This window comes from Saccharopolyspora sp. NPDC050642 (assembly GCF_040654735.1).
Classification (GTDB): Bacteria; Actinomycetota; Actinomycetes; order Mycobacteriales; family Pseudonocardiaceae; genus Saccharopolyspora; species Saccharopolyspora elongata.
In genome coordinates this window covers 275074-291423 of sequence record NZ_JBFAIN010000008.1, presented here as the reverse complement: position 1 = coordinate 291423, position 16350 = coordinate 275074, and the positions used below count along the sequence as shown (strand labels likewise).

At 71.3% G+C, this 16350-nt stretch carries 17 protein-coding genes; 4 read left to right on the top strand and 13 right to left on the bottom strand.

Annotation, left to right across the window (positions count from 1 at the left end; translation table 11 throughout):
* Window positions 1–537 precede the first annotated feature (537 nt).
* The 10 genes from tyrS to argC all read right to left on the bottom strand — a co-directional run bounded on the left by tyrS (window position 538) and on the right by argC (window position 10169).
* Window positions 538–1812, bottom strand: coding sequence for a tyrosine--tRNA ligase (tyrS, locus tag AB0H93_RS16345; protein ID WP_358572985.1), 1275 nt, complete (start codon window positions 1810–1812; stop codon window positions 538–540).
* Window positions 1813–1845: 33 nt separating this feature from the next.
* A complete protein-coding gene (locus tag AB0H93_RS16340) occupies window positions 1846–2469 on the bottom strand; it encodes a DNA-3-methyladenine glycosylase (protein WP_358572983.1) in 624 nt (207 codons plus the stop codon).
* A gap of 34 nt (window positions 2470–2503) precedes the next feature.
* A complete protein-coding gene (argH, locus tag AB0H93_RS16335; RefSeq protein WP_358572981.1) occupies window positions 2504–3925 on the bottom strand; it encodes an argininosuccinate lyase in 1422 nt (473 codons plus the stop codon).
* Complete coding sequence (locus tag AB0H93_RS16330; protein WP_132493938.1) at window positions 3922–4479, bottom strand: arginine repressor; 558 nt, start codon at window positions 4477–4479, stop codon at window positions 3922–3924. The genes argH and AB0H93_RS16330 overlap by 4 nt, the downstream gene beginning before the upstream one ends.
* On the bottom strand, window positions 4476–5402 hold the full coding sequence (argF, locus tag AB0H93_RS16325) for an ornithine carbamoyltransferase (protein WP_358572979.1): 927 nt from the start codon (window positions 5400–5402) through the stop codon (window positions 4476–4478). The genes AB0H93_RS16330 and argF overlap by 4 nt, the downstream gene beginning before the upstream one ends.
* Window positions 5402–6592: an acetylornithine transaminase gene (locus AB0H93_RS16320; protein WP_358572977.1), complete on the bottom strand. Its 1191-nt coding sequence runs from the start codon at window positions 6590–6592 to the stop codon at window positions 5402–5404. Before AB0H93_RS16320 ends, argF begins: the two co-directional genes overlap by 1 nt.
* A 79-nt stretch (window positions 6593–6671) precedes the next feature.
* A complete protein-coding gene (argB, locus tag AB0H93_RS16315; RefSeq protein WP_358572975.1) occupies window positions 6672–7586 on the bottom strand; it encodes an acetylglutamate kinase in 915 nt (304 codons plus the stop codon).
* Window positions 7583–8743, bottom strand: a complete 1161-nt coding sequence (argJ, locus tag AB0H93_RS16310) for a bifunctional glutamate N-acetyltransferase/amino-acid acetyltransferase ArgJ (RefSeq protein WP_358572973.1) — start codon at window positions 8741–8743, stop codon at window positions 7583–7585. Before argJ ends, argB begins: the two co-directional genes overlap by 4 nt.
* Window positions 8740–9144 carry an ACT domain-containing protein gene (locus AB0H93_RS16305; protein WP_358572971.1) on the bottom strand — a complete coding sequence of 135 codons (405 nt, stop codon included), beginning with the start codon at window positions 9142–9144 and terminating at the stop codon, window positions 8740–8742. The genes argJ and AB0H93_RS16305 overlap by 4 nt, the downstream gene beginning before the upstream one ends.
* Entirely contained in the window at window positions 9141–10169 is a 1029-nt protein-coding gene (gene argC / locus AB0H93_RS16300) for an N-acetyl-gamma-glutamyl-phosphate reductase (RefSeq protein ID WP_358572969.1), read from the bottom strand. The genes AB0H93_RS16305 and argC overlap by 4 nt, the downstream gene beginning before the upstream one ends.
* A gap of 4 nt (window positions 10170–10173) precedes the next feature.
* Here argC and AB0H93_RS16295 point away from each other — a divergent pair, with 4 nt between their 5' ends.
* The 4 genes from AB0H93_RS16295 (at window position 10174) to AB0H93_RS16280 (ending at window position 13067) form a co-directional block, all read left to right on the top strand.
* Window positions 10174–10428, top strand: a complete 255-nt coding sequence (locus AB0H93_RS16295; protein ID WP_358572967.1) for a hypothetical protein — start codon at window positions 10174–10176, stop codon at window positions 10426–10428.
* Between the two features lie 147 nt (window positions 10429–10575).
* Window positions 10576–11778, top strand: a complete 1203-nt coding sequence (locus tag AB0H93_RS16290; RefSeq protein ID WP_358572965.1) for a histidine kinase — start codon at window positions 10576–10578, stop codon at window positions 11776–11778.
* Window positions 11775–12416 (top strand): response regulator transcription factor, encoded by a 642-nt coding sequence (locus tag AB0H93_RS16285; RefSeq protein ID WP_358572963.1) that lies wholly within the window; start codon window positions 11775–11777, stop codon window positions 12414–12416. The genes AB0H93_RS16290 and AB0H93_RS16285 overlap by 4 nt, the downstream gene beginning before the upstream one ends.
* Window positions 12417–12473: 57 nt before the next feature.
* Window positions 12474–13067: a GNAT family protein gene (locus tag AB0H93_RS16280; protein ID WP_358572961.1), complete on the top strand. Its 594-nt coding sequence runs from the start codon at window positions 12474–12476 to the stop codon at window positions 13065–13067.
* Here AB0H93_RS16280 and AB0H93_RS16275 read toward each other — a convergent pair.
* The 3 genes from AB0H93_RS16275 to AB0H93_RS16265 all read right to left on the bottom strand — a co-directional run bounded on the left by AB0H93_RS16275 (window position 13054) and on the right by AB0H93_RS16265 (window position 16295).
* A complete protein-coding gene (locus AB0H93_RS16275) occupies window positions 13054–14829 on the bottom strand; it encodes an ATP-binding protein (protein WP_358572959.1) in 1776 nt (591 codons plus the stop codon). The two genes, AB0H93_RS16280 and AB0H93_RS16275, sit on opposite strands and share 14 nt — an antisense overlap.
* A gap of 69 nt (window positions 14830–14898) precedes the next feature.
* Window positions 14899–15045: a hypothetical protein gene (locus AB0H93_RS16270; protein WP_358307600.1), complete on the bottom strand. Its 147-nt coding sequence runs from the start codon at window positions 15043–15045 to the stop codon at window positions 14899–14901.
* Window positions 15042–16295, bottom strand: coding sequence for an FAD-dependent oxidoreductase (locus AB0H93_RS16265; RefSeq protein WP_358572957.1), 1254 nt, complete (start codon window positions 16293–16295; stop codon window positions 15042–15044). The genes AB0H93_RS16270 and AB0H93_RS16265 overlap by 4 nt, the downstream gene beginning before the upstream one ends.
* Window positions 16296–16350 lie beyond the last annotated feature (55 nt).

Here is a 16350-nt window from a genome sequence, read left to right as displayed (position 1 = left end):
AAGAAACCACCAACCACCGAAATGGTCGGGGGCATAAAAGAACACTAACCAAAACAGTCCGCTGTTGAGTTCTCAAAGAACACACCCACACCATCACCCCGACCCCTTATCAGGACCGCAGCTCCGGGGAGCATTTTCTTTCTCGCTTTTGCTGTCGACCAGAGTAGCAGGCCCTTTTTTTCGGCTTTCCCGGGGGGTCACCCCCGCCGGATCGCCGTATTTCGGCTCGCTATTCCGCCCGGCCGCAGCCAAGCACTTTTTCATCAAAGATCTGGTCGGAAACCGCAACCTCACCGCACGGACAATCAAGCCGGCTGCTGAATTTCGATTTCCTGATCGGGACGCCCACTCTACCACCCTGAGGAAGGAGCTTGGTTCGCGACCCCGCGCCAGTGCCCGGTCCGTTTTTCATCGGCCCGTTCCGCGCTGACTTGAAACAATTTACGCCTCGTTCAGCGTCGAGTCAAATCGGCTCGAATCAGCACCGGCGGAGCCCGAACATGCAGCTCAGCGCCCCTTTCCGGTGCTGATTCCAGGCTAGTCCACGACCCGAACGCCCGCAGTGTGACGCTTGCCACGGCGGATTACCAGCCAGCGACCGTGCAGCAGGTCGTCCTTGCTCGGCGACCACTCCTCATCAGCGATTTTGCCGTTGTTGACGTACGCGCCGCCCTCCTTGATGGTGCGCCGCGCCGCGCCCTTCCCGGTGGCGAGACCGGTTTCGACGAGCAGGTCCACGATCGTCGGGGCGTCGGCGAGCCGGGCTTCCGCCGTCGGCACCGCCGCCATCGCCGCGTCCAGGGTCGCCTCGTCGAGCTCGGCGATCTCGCCCTTGCCGAACAGCGCCTGGCTGGCCGCGACGACCTTGCGGGTCTGATCCGCGCCGTGCACCAGCGTGGTCAGCTCCTCGGCGAGCTTGCGCTGGCCGGCCCGCAGCTGGGGCCGCTCCACCGTGCTCCGCTCCAGCTCGTCGATCTCCTCGCGGTCGAGGAAGGTGAACAGCCGCAGGTACTTCGCCACGTCGGCATCGGCCGCGTTGACGAAGTACTGGTACCAGGCGTACGGCGTGGTCATCGTCGGATCCAGCCAGACGTTGCCGCCGCCGGTGGACTTGCCGAACTTGCGGCCCTCCGAGTCGGTGACCAGCGGCAGGGTCAGCGCGTGCGCGGCGGCCGACTCCTGCTTCCGGACCAGGTCGACGCCGGCGATGATGTTGCCCCACTGGTCCGAGCCGCCGAGCTGGAGCCGGGTGCCGTACTTCCGGTACAGCTGCACGAAGTCGTTGGCCTGCAACAACATGTAGCTGAACTCGGTGTAGGACATGCCGTCGGTTTCCAGCCGCCGCTTGACGGTCTCCCGCGCCAGCATCGTGTTCACCGAGAAGTGCTTCCCGATGTCCCGCAGGAACGCCGTGACCGGCAGGTCCGCGGTCCAGTGCGCGTTGTTCTCCATGATCGCGCCGGTCGGCGAGTCGTCGAAGTCGACGAACGCGGACAGCTGGGCGCGGATCTTGTCCGTCCACTCCAGCACGGTGTTCTCGTCGTGCAGGTTGCGCTCGCCGACGTCGCGCGGGTCGCCGATCAGGCCCGTGGCGCCGCCAGCCAGGACCACCGGCCGGTGCCCGGCCTGCTGGAAGCGGCGCAGCGTCAGGATCGGGATCAGGTGCCCGGCGTGCAGGCTGGGGCCGGTCGGGTCGAAACCGGCATAGAGGGTGAGCGGCCCCTGGTCGAGTTCCCGTCGCAGCGAGTCGAGGTCGGTGGATTGCGCGATCAGGCCGCGCCAGGTCAGCTCGTCAAGGATGTTCTCACTCACGCGTCCAAGTCTCGCTCATGCGAGCAACCCGGTTTACGTCCGGGCCTGGATGCGGCGGCGGCCGCCGCGCCGGTACGAGCTGACCGCCGACGAGCCGTCCACCCAGGTCCGCCAGGGCAGGTCCATCGCCGCGGCGACGCCGACCCGGGGTCCGCTGCGGATGTCGTCCTCGCCGACCGGGGTGCCGTTGTACAACCGGATGGATGACTCCGGGTCGGTGAGGTCGACGCCGTTGTGCTCGCGGGTGATGCCGAGGACCCCGGCCAGCCGGGCGGGCCCGCTGGCGAGCTGGGTGTCCTTGCGGACCGCCGGGCGGCGGGAGCGGGCGAGCTCGGCGCCCGTGGTGATCTCCCCGGCGCGCAACAGCACCGCGCCGGGGACACCGTCGGTCAGGCACACGACGTTGATGCAGAAGTGCATCCCGTACACGAAGTACACGTACAAGTAACCGGCCGGACCGAACATCACGGCGTTGCGCTCGGTCCGCCCGCGGTAGCAGTGCGACGCGGGGTCGTCCAGGCCGCGGTAGGCCTCCACCTCGACCAGGCGCACGCCGACCTCGCCCTGCGGCCCGGTCGACCGCAGCTCGCAGCCGAGCAGGCGGCGAGCCACCCACAGTGGATCGAGGGCAAGTTCGTCGCGCGTCACCTGACTCACAGGCAAGACACTACCGGTCGTGCCCAAACCGTGATCACTTAGACAGCCACTCGCGATGTTGCCGCACGTTGTCGACGACGCGTTCGCGCTGCTCGGCCACCCGGTTCGGGGCGGTGCCGCCGTGCGCGTCGCGGGAGGCGATGGAGCCCTCGACGGTCAGCACCTCGCGCACCTGCGGGGTGAGCGCGGGGTTGGCCGCGGCGAGTTCCTCGTCGGTCAGGTCCTCCAGCCCGACGCCGCGGGCCTCGGCGGTGCGCACGCACTCCCCCGACGCCTCGTGCGCGACCCGGAACGGAACGCCCTGGCGCACCAGCCACTCCGCGATGTCGGTGGCGAGGGTGAAGCCGGCGGGCGCCAGCTCGGCGAGCCGCCCGGTGTGGAAGGTCAGGGTGCCGAGCATGCCCGCCATCGCGGGCAGCAGCAGCTCCAGCTGCTCGACGGAGTCGAAGACCGGCTCCTTGTCCTCCTGCAGGTCCCGGTTGTAGGCCAGCGGCTGCGCCTTCAGCGTGGCCAGCAGGCCGCCGAGGTTGCCGATGAGCCGCCCGGACTTGCCGCGGGCCAGCTCGGCGACGTCCGGGTTCTTCTTCTGCGGCATGATCGAGCTGCCGGTCGCCCAGGCGTCGTCGAGCGTCACGTAGCCGAACTCGGCGGTGTTCCAGATGATCACCTCTTCGGCGATGCGAGAGAGGTTCACGCCGAGCATCGCGAGGCAGAACGCCGCCTCGGCGGCGAAGTCGCGCGAGGCGGTGCCGTCGATGGAGTTGTCGACGGCGCCGGCGAAGCCGAGCTCGGCGGCGACGGCCTGCGGGTCGAGCCCGAGCGAGGAGCCCGCCAGAGCGCCCGAGCCGTACGGCGAGAACGCGGTGCGGGCGTCCCAGTCGCGGAAGCGCTGGACGTCGCGCAGCAGCGCCTGGCAGTGCGCGAGGAGGTGGTGCGCCAGCAGCACCGGCTGCGCGTGCTGCAGGTGGGTGCGGCCGGGCAGCACCGCGTCGGGGTGCTCGGCGGCCTGGGCGACGAGGGCGTCGACGATGTCGAGGACGCCCGCGACGACGCGGCGGTTGGCGTCGCGCAGCCACATCCGGAACAGCGTGGCGACCTGGTCGTTGCGGGAGCGCCCGGCGCGCAGCTTGCCGCCGAGTTCCGGCCCGACGCGTTCCAACAGGCCGCGTTCGAGGGCGGTGTGCACGTCCTCGTCGTCGATCACCGGCGTGAAGGTGCCCGCCTCGACGTCCGCGGCCAGGACGTCCAGGCCCGCGAGCATCCGCTCGAGTTCGTCGGCGGTGAGCAGCCCTGCGCGGTGCAGCACGCGGGCGTGGGCGCGTGATCCGGCGATGTCGTAGGGCGCCAGTCGCCAGTCGAAGTGGGTCGACAGGCTCAGCGCGGCCATCGCTTCGGCCGGGCCGGAGGCGAACCGGCCGCCCCAGAGCTTGGTCGGCTCGCTGCCTTGCTGCGTCACGGTGTTCCCCCGGTCTGGTGTGGGTCGTCGTCATCCATTGTGGACCGCGGCGTTTCGGCGTCCGCTTCGGATTGCCCTTCGCCCGCGGCCATGTCGGTGAACCGGGCGGCCAGCTGGTGCCCGGTGAGGGGCTCGCGGGCGACGATCATCACGGTGTCGTCGCCCGCGATGGAGCCCACCACCTCCGGCAGCGCCGCTCGGTCTATGGCGCTGGCCAGGAACTGCGCCGCGCCGGGCGGGGTGCGCAGGACGGTCAGGTTGCCCGCGCCGTCGGCGCCGACGAGCAGCTCGCCGAGCAGCCGGCTCAACCGCGACGTGCCGCCCTGCACGCCGCGGACCGGGCTGCCGTCCTCGGGGATGACGTAGACCGCCGCCCCGCCGTCGGCACCCCGCAGCTTGACCGCGCCGAGTTCGTCGAGGTCCCGCGACAGCGTCGCCTGGGTGACCTCGATGCCGTCGCCCGCGAGCAGCTTGGCCAGCTCGGTCTGGCTGCGGATACCCATCGACGCGACCAGTTCGATGATGCGGGCCTGCCGCGCGACGCGGGTCGTCATGGCTGTCGCACCAGCCACGCCAGCAGCGCCTTCTGCGCGTGCAGGCGGTTCTCGGCTTCGTCGAACACCGCGCTGGCCGGGCCGTCGATCACCTCGTCGGTGATCTCCATGCCGCGGTGCGCGGGCAGGCAGTGCAGCACGCTGGTGTCGGTCTTGCCGGTGGCGGCCAGCAGTTCGGCGTTGACCTGGAACGGCCGGAACGGGCTGACCCGGTCCTTGCCGTCGTTCTCCTGGCCCATCGACGTCCAGGAGTCGGTGACCAGCACGTCCGCGCCTTCGACCGCGCCGTTCGGGGTGTTGAACAGCTCGACGGAGCCGCCGGTCTCGGCGGCGCGCTTCCGGGCCGCGTCCAGCACCCAGTCCAGCGGGCGGAAGCCCGCCGGCGCGCCGATGCGGACGTGCATGCCGGCGGTGACGCCGCCGACCATCAGCGAGTGCGCCATGTTGTTGGCGCCGTCGCCGAGGTAGGTCAGGGTGAGGCCGGCGAGCTTGCCGTGCCGTTCCCGGACGGTCTGCAGGTCGGCGAGCACCTGGCAGGGGTGGAACTCGTCGGTGAGCGCGTTGATCACCGGCACCCGGGACACCGAGGCCATCGCGTCGATGCGGGCCTGCGCGAAGGTCCGCCACACCACGGCGTGGACGTAGCGGGACAGCACCCGGGAGGTGTCCTCGATGGTCTCCTCGCGGCCGAGCTGCATCATCCGCCCGTCCACGACGATCGGCTGGCCGCCGAGCTGGGCGATGCCGACCTCGAAGGACAGCCGGGTGCGGGTGGAGTTCTTCTCGAAGAGCACCGCGATCGACTTGGGCCCGGCCAGCGCGTCGGAGCCGTGCGGATCGGCCTTGAACTGGTCGGCGAGGTCGAGGACCTCGGCCTGCTCGGCGGGCGTGAGGTCGTCGTCGCGGAGGAAGTGCCGGGGCATCAGTGGTTCTCCTTGGCAGCGTCGAGCAGCGCGGGCATGGCGGTGAGCAGCCGCCGCACCTGGTCCGGCCGCACGATCAGCGGTGGGGCCAGCCGGATCGCGTCGGGCTGGATGGGGTTGATCAGGAATCCGGCGTCCTGCGCGGCGGCGGCGATCTTGGCCGACACCGGTTCGGTGAGGCCGACGCCGATGAGCAGGCCCGCGCCGCGCACCTCGCCGATCAGCGGGTGGTCGAGCTGCTGCAGGCCGGTGACCAGTTCCTTGCCGACCTGTTCGACGTGTTCGAGCAGCCCGTCGGCGGCGATGGTGTCCAGCACCGCCTGCGCGGCGGCGCAGACCACCGGGTTGCCGCCGAAGGTGGTGCCGTGCTGGCCGGGGTGCAGCAGGTCGCCGGCGGCGCCGATGCCGATGCAGGCGCCGATCGGCAGGCCGCCGCCGAGGCCCTTGGCCAGGGTGATCACGTCGGGCACGACACCGGCGCGCTGGAAGGCGAACCACGAGCCGGTGCGGCCGATGCCGGTCTGCACCTCGTCGAGCACCAGCAGCGCGCCGTTGCGGGTGGCGATCTCCCGGGCCGCCTGGAGGTATCCCTCGGGCGGCACGATCACGCCGTTCTCGCCCTGGATCGGCTCCAGGAACACCGCCGCGGTGTTGTCGTCCACTTCGGACTCCAGCGCGGCCACGTCGCCGTAGGGCACGTGCACCACGCCGGGCGGCATCGGTTCGAAGGGCTGCTGCTTGGCGGGCTGGCCGGTGAGCGCGAGGGCGCCCATGGTGCGGCCGTGGAAGCCGCCGTGCGCGGCGACCAGCTTGGCGCGGCCGGTCAGCCGCGCGATCTTGAACGCGGCCTCGTTGGCCTCGGCGCCGGAGTTGCAGAACAGCACCCGGCCCTGGCCTGCCGCGCCGGCGAGGTCCAGCAGCCGTTCGGCGAGCTTGAGGCCCCGCTCGTGCACGTAGAGGTTGGAGACGTGGCCGAGCTTGCCGATCTGCTCGGAGACGGCCTGCACCACGGCGGGGTGCGCGTGGCCGAGCGCGTTGACCGCGATGCCGCTGAGGAAGTCCACGTAGGTCTTGCCGTCGGCGTCGGTCACCTCGGCGCCCGAACCGCTGACGAGGGTCAGCTTCGGGGTGCCGTAGTTGTCCATCATGGACGCTTGCCAGCGCTGCGCTCCCGCGGCGTTGGTGGTCATCAGTTCTCGCCTTCCTCGGTGTTTTGCGGGACACCCGCACCCGGTCGGACCGCATGAGCAGAAAGGAAGTGAGCGTTGCTCATGCGTCCTCCTCCACCTGCGCCGGCAGTACCATCGTGCCGACTCCGGCGCTGGTGAACACCTCGAGCAGGACCGAGTGCGCGAGGCGGCCGTCGATGACGTGCGCCCGCGGCACCCCGCCGCGCACCGCGCGCAGGCAGGCCTCCATCTTCGGGACCATGCCGCTGGACAGGCTCGGTAGCAGTTCCGCCAGCTGGTCGGCGTCCAGGCGCGACACGAGCGAGCCGCGGTCCGGCCAGTTGGTGTAGAGGCCCTCGACGTCGGTGAGCACCACGAGCTTCTCGGCGCCGAGCGCGACCGCCAGTGCCCCGGCGGCGGTGTCGGCGTTGACGTTGTGGACCACGCCGTCGGCGTCCGGGGCGACGGTCGAGACGACGGGGATGCGGCCGGCCTTGATCAGGTCGAGCACCGCGTCGGCGTTGACCGACGCCACGTCGCCGACGAGCCCGACGTCCACGGCTTCGCCGTCGACCGTCGCGGTGCGGCGCTCGGCGGTGAACAGCCGGGCGTCCTCGCCGGACATGCCGACCGCGTACGGCCCGTGCTGGTTGATCAGCCCGACCAGTTCGCGCCCGACCTGGCCGACCAGCACCATGCGCACCACGTCCATGGTCTCCGGGGAGGTCACCCGCAGGCCGCCGCGGAACTCGCCTTCCATGCCGAGCCGGTCGAGCATCGCGGTGATCTGCGGTCCGCCGCCGTGCACCACCACCGGGTGCAGTCCGGCGAGCCGCAGGAACACCATGTCGTGCGCGAAGGCGCGCTTGAGCTCATCGTCGATCATCGCGTTGCCGCCGTACTTGATCACGACGGTCGCGCCGTGGAAGCGCTGCAGCCACGGGAGGGCTTCGACGAGGACGCTGGCCTTCTCGGCAGCGGTGGCCAGCCGGTCGCCGGCTTCTTGCTGGGTCATGACGAGTACGCGCTGTTCTCTTCGACGTAAGCGTGGGACAGGTCGGTGGTCAGGATGGTCGCCGCGTGCTCGCCGAGGTGCAGGTCCACGACGATCTCGATGGCGCGCCCGGACAGGTCGGCCTCGCTGCGGTCGCGGGCCTTGGTGCCGTTCGCGTAGAGCGTGACGCCGTTGGTGGCGATCTCCAGCTTGGCCACGTCGATCTCGGCGTCGACCCGGCCGAGCGCCATCGCGATCCGGCCCCAGTTCGGGTCCGAGCCGAACATCGCGGTCTTGACCAGGTTGTCCTCGGCGATGGTGCGCCCGATGGCGACCGCGTCGGGCTCGCTGACCGCGCCGCGCACGGTGATGTCGATGGTCTTGGTGGCGCCTTCGGCGTCGTCCTGCAGCTGGCGGACCAGGTCCGTGCAGACGGTGGTGAGCAGCTCGGTGAAGTCCTCTTTGGACGGTTCGACGCCGGAGGCGCCGGAGGCCAGGACGAGGACGGTGTCGTTGGTGGAGGTGCCGCCGTCGACGTCGAGCCGGTCGAAGGTGACCTTGGTGGCCGCGCGCAGCGCCTCGTCCAGGTCGTCGCCTGCGATCACCGCGTCGGTGGTGATGACGCTGAGCATGGTGGCCAGGTTCGGCGCGAGCATCCCGGCGCCCTTGGCGAAACCGCCGACCGACCAGCCCGCGTCGTGCTTCCCGAAGGCCTGCTTCGGCTTGCTGTCGGTGGTGAGCACCGCGGTGGCCGCGTCGAGCCCGGCCTGGCCGGTGGCGTCCAGCGCCTTGGCCGCGGTGTCCACACCGGACAGCAGCGCGTCCATCGGCAGCCGCTCGCCGATCAGGCCGGTGGAGCACACCGCGATCTCGATGGCGCCGACGCCGAGCACGTCGGCGACCTTCTCGGCGGTGGCGTGGGTGTCCTGGAAGCCTTCCGGGCCGGTGCAGGCGTTGGCGCAGCCGGAGTTGAGCACCACCGCGCGGAGCTTGCGCTCCGTCAGCACCTGCTGCGACCAGAGCACCGGCGCTGCCTTGACCTTGTTGGTGGTGAACACCCCGGCCGCGGCCTGTCGCGGCCCGTCGTTGACGACCAGCGCGACATCGCGCGCGCCCGCGGCCTTGATTCCGGCGGCGATCCCCGCCGCCCGGAAACCGGCGGGTCCGGTCACGCTCATTGGCTCTCCTCGATATCCACGGTGTGCCCAGCGGAGGTCAGCACCTCGGCGGCCCGCACGGCCGAGTCGGCCGGGACCAGGATCCAGTCGGTGTCGAATGTGGACAGGGTGAAGACGCTGATCTCGGCGTCGGCCAGCGGCGCCAGCAGCGCCGCGAGCACGCCGGTCAGCGCGAAGTCCAGCGGGCCGTCGATCTCCAGCGCCCGGAACGGCCCCTCCACCCGGACGTCCGGGCCGGACTCGGCGGCCAGCGAGTACGGGAAGATGATGGTGCGGCCCGCGCCGGTGGTCAGGCTGCCGTGGATCGGCGCGGTGCCGCCGGTCAGCGCCAGGTTGACGTGCGCCGGGACCATGCCGACGGCCAGCTGCTCAGCGTGCAGCCGGAGCTTCAGCCGGCTCATGGCGCCACCCCGACCAGCGGCAGCCCGGTGGTCTCCGGCAGTCCCACCGCGAGGTTCATGCACTGCACGGCGCCGCCGGCGGTGCCCTTGGTGAGGTTGTCCTCGGCGCCGACGATGATCAGCCGCCCGGCGTCAGAATCCACCGCCAGCTGCAGGTGCACGGTGTTCGCGCCGAGCGTCGCGGAGGTCTGCGGCCAGTGGCCCTCGGGCAGCACGTGCACGAACGGCTCGTCGCCGTAGGCGTCGAGGTAGGCCTTGCGCGCCGCGTCCGCGTCGACGCCCTCGCGCAGCGGGGCGGAGCAGGTGGCGAGGATGCCGCGCGGCATCGGCGCGAGGACCGGCGTGAACGACACCTTCACCGGCTCCCCGGCCGCGGCACTGAGGTTCTGGATCAGCTCCGGCGTGTGCCGGTGCGCGCCGCCCACGCCGTAGACGCTGGCGGAGCCCATCACCTCGGCGGAGAGCAGGTGCGGCTTGAGCGCGCGGCCGGCACCGGAGGTGCCGGTGACCGCGACGACGACGGCGTCCGGCTCGACGAGCCCGGCGGCGAGCGCGGGGACGAGCGCCAGCGAGGACACCGTCGGGAAGCAGCCGGGAACGGCGACGCGGCGGGAGCCGCGGAGCAGGTCGCGGGCGCCGGGGAGCTCGGGGATGCCGTAGGGCCAGGTGCCGGGGTGTTCGCCGCCGTACCAGCGGGCCCAGTCGGTGGGGTCGTTGAGCCGGTGGTCGGCGCCGCAATCGATGACGATCGCGTCGTCGCCGAGTTCGGCCGCGATGGCCGCGGAGTGGCCGTGCGGGAGGGCGAGGAAGACGACGTCGTGGCCGGCGAGCTCGGCGGCCGTGGTGTCGGCGAGGATGCGGTCCGCCAGCGGCAGCAGGTTCGGGTGGTGCTGCCCGAGCCTGGTCCCGGCGTTGCCGCCCGCGGTCAATGCGCCGATCTCCACCTCGGGGTGCGACAGCAGCAGGCGGAGCAGTTCCCCGCCCGCGTAGCCGCTAGCCCCGGCAACTGCCACTCGAACCGTCATGCGGATGATTATGCACTCCCATGCAACATTAATCAAACGAGCGTTCGGCTGCGCGGCGAACGCCACATTCACCCAGCTAGACGAGGCGAACGGGCCGTTCACCCCAATCCTCCCACCGAGCGATCTGTGGGCGCTGGGCGTCACCCTGGCAGCGGCTGCGCTGTTCGTGCCCGGCTTCGCGATCTCGGTCTTCGCCATCGTCGCGACGCCGCGCGCCACCGGCATCCGCATCCTGGCCGCCTGGACGACCGCTCGCTGATCTAGCCGCCGTCGCGTTCCAGGCCGTTCCGGAAGGGTTCGGCCGGAACTCGCCTGCCGGGCGACGAAAGTCCGGTGCTGCCCGACGAAAGTCCGGACCTGCGCCGCGACCGGTGTCCTGGCCCCGCGCCCGCCATACGATTCCCCGATGACCGATGTCTGCACCGGCGGACGACTGCGGCGCTGGCTGCCGTTCATCACCGCGGCGTTCGCGATCCTCGGCGCCGCCTTCGCGCTCGCCGTGCTGCCGGGACCGCCGACCGCCATCGCACCGTCGATCGGCGTCGGGCTGCTGGCCCAGCTGGCGGCGACGGTGCTGGTCGCGCGCCTGCCCGCGCATCGGCACATCGGGATGGCGGCGGTCGCCGTCGTCGCAGGAGTGATGCAACTCGCCGACTCGCCGTGGCGGACGCTGATGGTCGAGCAGGGCGTGATCTGGGTTCCCCTCGCGCTGGCGTGGGCGACCGCGCTGGTGGTGGAGGACGCGCGCACACCGCGGCAACTGCGCATCTCGGGCGCCATCCTGCTCGGCTACCTGCTCGTGGTCGGGGTGCGGGCGACGCTCGACGGGGACTCGGCCCTCGCCGCCGTGCTGAGCGCGGCGGGGCCCGTCCTCGGCGGTGTGAGCGTCAGCCTGTCCCGACGGCTGCGCCAGGCCCGCCGTGACCGCGTCGCGGCGCTGGCCCGCGAGCGGGCCGCCGCGATCCGCGAGGCGCGCGAGCAGGAACGGCAGAAGGTGGCGGCGGAAATGCACGACACGCTCGGGCATGTGCTCACCCTGCTGGTGTTGCACGCCAACGCCCTCGCTGTCACGACGACAGAGGGCAATGCACGGCAGGCCGCCGAGCAGATGAGCCGCCTCGGCACCGAAGGACTGGCCGAACTGCGGCAACTCCTGGACCTGCTGGGCACTTCCGGCCACGCCCCACCGCCGGAGGTGGCGGAACTGGTCGACGAGGCACGCGCCGCCGGCCAGTCCGTGCAGCTGGTGGTGGCGGAGGAATTCGCCGCCGTGCCGCAGTCTCTCGCGCGAACCGTGCGGCAGGTGGTGCGGGAAGGGCTGACGAACGCGCGGAAGCACGCGCCAGGAGCCGAAGTCCTGGTCGAGATCGAGGTGGCCGACACCATCGACGTCCTGGTGCGCAACGGCCGCGGCGGACCGGATTCCGGCCCCGGCAACGGAATCGGGCTCACCGGCCTGCGACGACGGGTCGCGCTGCTCGGCGGGCACTGCGAGCACGCACCGACCTGCGACGGCGGCTACGCTCTGCGGGCGAGCCTGCCTGCAGGCGATTCCCCAAGCGCCGACGAGCGGGATGGCACGTGGACCGAGCTGACGCACCTGCCGTGACCGGTGACGCCGTGCACGTCGTCGTGGTGGACGACGAGTCGATGGTCTGCGAATTCCTCTGCATCATCCTGTCCGCCACCGGTCAGATCGTCGTCGACGCGGTGGCCCACGACGGCGCCGCCGGCGTCGAAGCCGCGGCGCGCCACCGGCCCGACGTGGTCCTGATGGACCTGCGGATGCCGGGGATGGACGGCGTCACGGCCACCGAGGAGATCCGCAAGCTGCCCGATCCGCCGGTCGTGGTCGCGATGACCACGCTCGACACCGACGAGCACGTGCTGGGCGCCCTGGACGCGGGCGCGACCGGGTTCCTGCTCAAGACCACTCCCCCCGCTCAGCTCGTGCCGCTGGTGATCGCCGCCGCGACGGGCGCGTCGGTGCTCTCCGAAGAAGCGGCGCGGCGGCTGCGGAAACGCCGCGAGGCCGAGCCCGGCCCCCGGCCCGATCCCGAGCTGGCGGCGCTCGGCGAACGGGAGCGGGAAGTGCTGGCGCTGGTCGCGGAGGGCTTGCCGAACGCGGACATCGCCGCCCGGCTCTACCTCAGCGAAGGCACGGTCAAGGGCCACGTCTCGCGGCTCATGGCGGTGCTCGGCTGCGAGAACCGGACGCAGCTCGCCCTGCGCGCCGTGCGCGGCTAGCAGCCGGGGGCACCCCGCTTCGACTTCGGCGCGGCTCTCCGGGCATCATCGTTGCCGATGACGATGACCCCACCCCGCCCCGGCACGGGTGCCCGCCGTTCGATGTCGATCACGACGTCGGGCCCGGTCGGGCAGCGGGTGCGGTTGCGGCGCGTCGAGCCGGCCGACCGGCGCGCGCTGATGCGGTTCGACCGGGAATCGTCCGACACCCACTACCCGAAGTTCGACGGCTACCGGCACTGGGGAGCGCACCGGGCGCACCACGCCGACTCCGGCGACGACATCCAGCTGGCCATCGAGACGCTGCTGGACCGGACGCTGGTCGGCTCCTTGTCCGCCAGCCAGGCCGAGCCCGGTTCCGGCCGGTTCGGCTACGGCATCGGGATCGGCCCGCAGCACCGCCGCCGCGGCTACGCCGACGACGCGATCAACGCCCTGCTCGCGTTCATGTTCGGGCGGCTGCGCTACCGCAAGTGCGAGGTCGGGATCTACGACGGCAACGCCGCTTCCCTCGCGCTGCACGGCAAACTCGGCTTCCGCGAGGAAGGCCGCCTGCGCGACCCGGAATTCCTGTGCGGCGGAGCCCAGTGCCTCGTGCTGATGGGCATCACCGCCACCGAGTTCGCCGCCCGCAACTTCACTCCCCGATGACCGGTGGCACCGACTCCGACAGGTCCGTGCCGAAATGGTCCTGCTTTCCCTGGTAGTTGGAGCCCCGGCGTTCCTGCTCGCCGAACGACCAGGCGCCACCACCCGAAGTGGCTGCCCCGGCATCGGTAGCAACCCAGGTTCGCGCCCTGGTACTCGCCGCCCGCCCGGTGCTGTCCTGTTCCAGCCTGCCGATGAGGTACTTCCGCAGGCCGTTGAGATCCAGTTCCCCGCTGGGGCGCACGAAGCGCTGCACGTCGCGCACGAACGTGACGACTATCGACACCGCCGAATCCCGCGCGGCCTCGGCGAACATGTCGAACCAGGACTGCGCGGTCCCGGCGTCGACGTCGCACGCCGCCGCGCAGTGCTCCATGGCGTCCGGCAACCAGCGGTGCGCGGCCCAGCACAGCCGGTGGTAGAACTCTTCAACCAGCAGCGCCCGCCATTCCCAGTCGTACCAGGCTGATTCACCCGGCAACGCGAGTTCCTGACGGCTCCGGTGGAAGTGCTCGGCCAGCGTTTGATGGCGTAGCCGGAAACGCCGCGGCGCGCGACCGCGTTCGTAGCGCACCATCGTCTCCCGAACCACTTGGTGGTACCGGAGACGGCCCTGGTTTTCGTGGACGAACGGGCGGTCACGAAGCCAACGGAACAGATCGGCTGTGCCTTCCTCCGCTCCCAACGCGATCAGGATGTCCTCGTCGAGGCCCCGGGGCAGCGCGGCCAACACGGCATCCTCGCGGCGCTGCTGGTCGGGTACCCAGTTAAGGAACCGCGCGACCGCCATTGCCGTCGGGTCGTGCGCATCGTGCCCCGGCTCGGCCAAGGTCGCGACCAGCAGCGGAAGCCCACCTGACAGTTCGAGCACGACGTCCACCAGGCCCGGATCGCGGACTCCCCTGCGGTTCAGCAGGGTTCGGGCCTCCTCTGACGTGAACGGATCGAGCCGCCAGGTCACCGTGATCGAGGAGTACTCGCCCCAGCTGTTGGGATCCAGCGGGTGCTGCCCGGCGACGCCAAGGATCAGGGCGACGGGAAGTTCGCCGTAGTGCCCCTGCAGCATGCGCAGCAGCCACGGCTCGATGACCTCGGAGGTGCGCTCGTAGTTGTCGAACAGCATCACCAGCTGGCGGTGCTGGGCGAGCTTCCGCAAGTCCTCGACCAGGAACGGGGTGAGTTCCTCGACTGGCGACAGCAGCAACCGGACATCGGCCTGGCTACCGAACTTCCGCGCGAAGTAGCCCCGGCACTGCTCCATCCACGCCTGGAGCCTCTCCGGCGGGACGGCGTCGGCGACCGGTCCGAGCCCCGGTGCGGCCATGCGCACCACACCGAGGCCGAACCGGATCGCCGTCGACATCACCAGTTCCCGGGCCTCCGACGGCGCCTGCGGATCGGACAGCACGTCGTCGTGCCTGCGTTCGTATTCGGCGAGGCGCTGGGCGAAGCCGCGGGTCTCGCCGCCCTGGCCGGCCAGCTGGCGGGCGATCGCGCCCATCGCCGCCACCAGGTTGGACTCGTTGTCGTCGGTGACCGCCACCAGCGCCTCGTGCTGCAGCGAGATCTCCCGGAGCTGGCGCAGCAGGAACGTCTTACCGATACCCGCCTGCCCGTGCAGGCCGAACACGAACTTGCGGTCCACCGGCGGCAATTGCAGATTCGTGCGGAAGACGCTGCACTGCAGGCTGCGGCCAACGAACTCGCTGCCCTGCCGTTGCCGCAGGATCTCCTGCAGGCTCCGCGCACCCCCTGCTCCGACCACCCGGACATACTGCCAGGAAGTCGATCTACCGAGTGGCGGTTCGGAGAAGATCCACTCGTGCCGCTTGCGTCAACTGGGTTCGGCTCGGCTGCGCCGCTCCAGGGCGTATTCCGTGGCGATGCGCAGGAGCATCTCCTTCTCCACTCGCAGCAGCTGGTTCTCGCGGCGGAGGCGGTCGAGTTCCGCTCGTTCCGCCGTCGTCAGGTCCGTGCTCATCGCAGCGGGTCGAACGGTTGCAGGAGCGCCGGGCGCTTTCCGGTGGTGATCTGCTCCGCCAGCAGGCGCCCGGTGAGCGGGCCCAGGGTCAGGCCCCACATGCCGTGGCCGCCCGCGACGTAGGCGCCGGGCATCTTCGTCGAGCCGATCAGCGGCAGGCCGTCCGGCGTCACCGGGCGGCCGCCGACCCACTCGTCGCGGCGTTCGTTCCAGCCGACGCCCTTCAGCAGCGGGCGCGCGGAGCGCACGATCGCTTCGATGCGGCCGCGGTCCAGCGGATCGTCCGCCGGGCGGAACTCCATCGTCCCCGCCACCCGGAGGCCGCCCTGGTACGGCGTGCACGCCACGCGCGCCGCGGGCAGGTAGATCGGCCCCGGCACGGGCTGCTCGGTCGGCACCGTGAACGAGTAGCCGCGGCCGGCCCGCACCGCGGTGCGGACGCCCAGCGGCTTCGCCAGCCGGCTCAGCCACGCGCCGGTGGCCAGCACGACCGCCTCGGCCGACACCCGCTCGTCCTGCTCCGACTTGACGGTGACCTGACCGGAGCCGCGCAGCACCTCGCGCACCCGGAACCCGGTGCGCAGCTTGCCGCCGCGCTCCACCACCGACTTCGCCAGGCTCCGGGTGAATTCGCCGGGGTCCACGAAGCGCTGCCCCTCCACCCGCAGCACCGCCGCGATGCTCGACGACAGCTGCGGCACGTCGACGTCCGAAGTGGACAGTTCGCGGACCTCGACGTCCTGGCCGCAGCGGCGGATCTGCTCGAACTCGTGCCGCAGCTCGGCGACCTGCTCGGGCTTCTCGAACGCCGCCGTGATCGGCGCGGGCACCGTCGGCGCGGACACGCCGCCCGCGGTCAGCGCATCGAAGGCGTCCAGGCACTCGGCGTTCATCGGGACGAACGCGCGCATCGACCGCTGCCAGGCCCAGGGCGTGCACCGCCGGGCGAAACCGGTGAGGAAGGACCACAGCCCGGGATCCACCGAGGCCGGCACGTACAGCGGCGCGTCCCGGTCGAACAGCGACCGCAACCCGTAACGCAGCACGCTCGGCTCCGGCAGCGGGATCGAGAACCCCGGCGAGAGGTAACCGGCGTTGCCCCAGGACGCACCGGCCGCGACGTCCTCGCGGTCGAGCACCGTGACCTCGACGCCGTGCTCCTGCAAGAACCAAGCGGTCGACAAGCCGACCACACCCGCGCCGATCACCACGGCCCGGCGCGGAACCCCGTCGATCCCGTCCTCGCGCATGCTTCCTCCTCGAAACGTCTTGAGGTGGAGCCTGCCCCGGCGGCGGCGCCGCGCC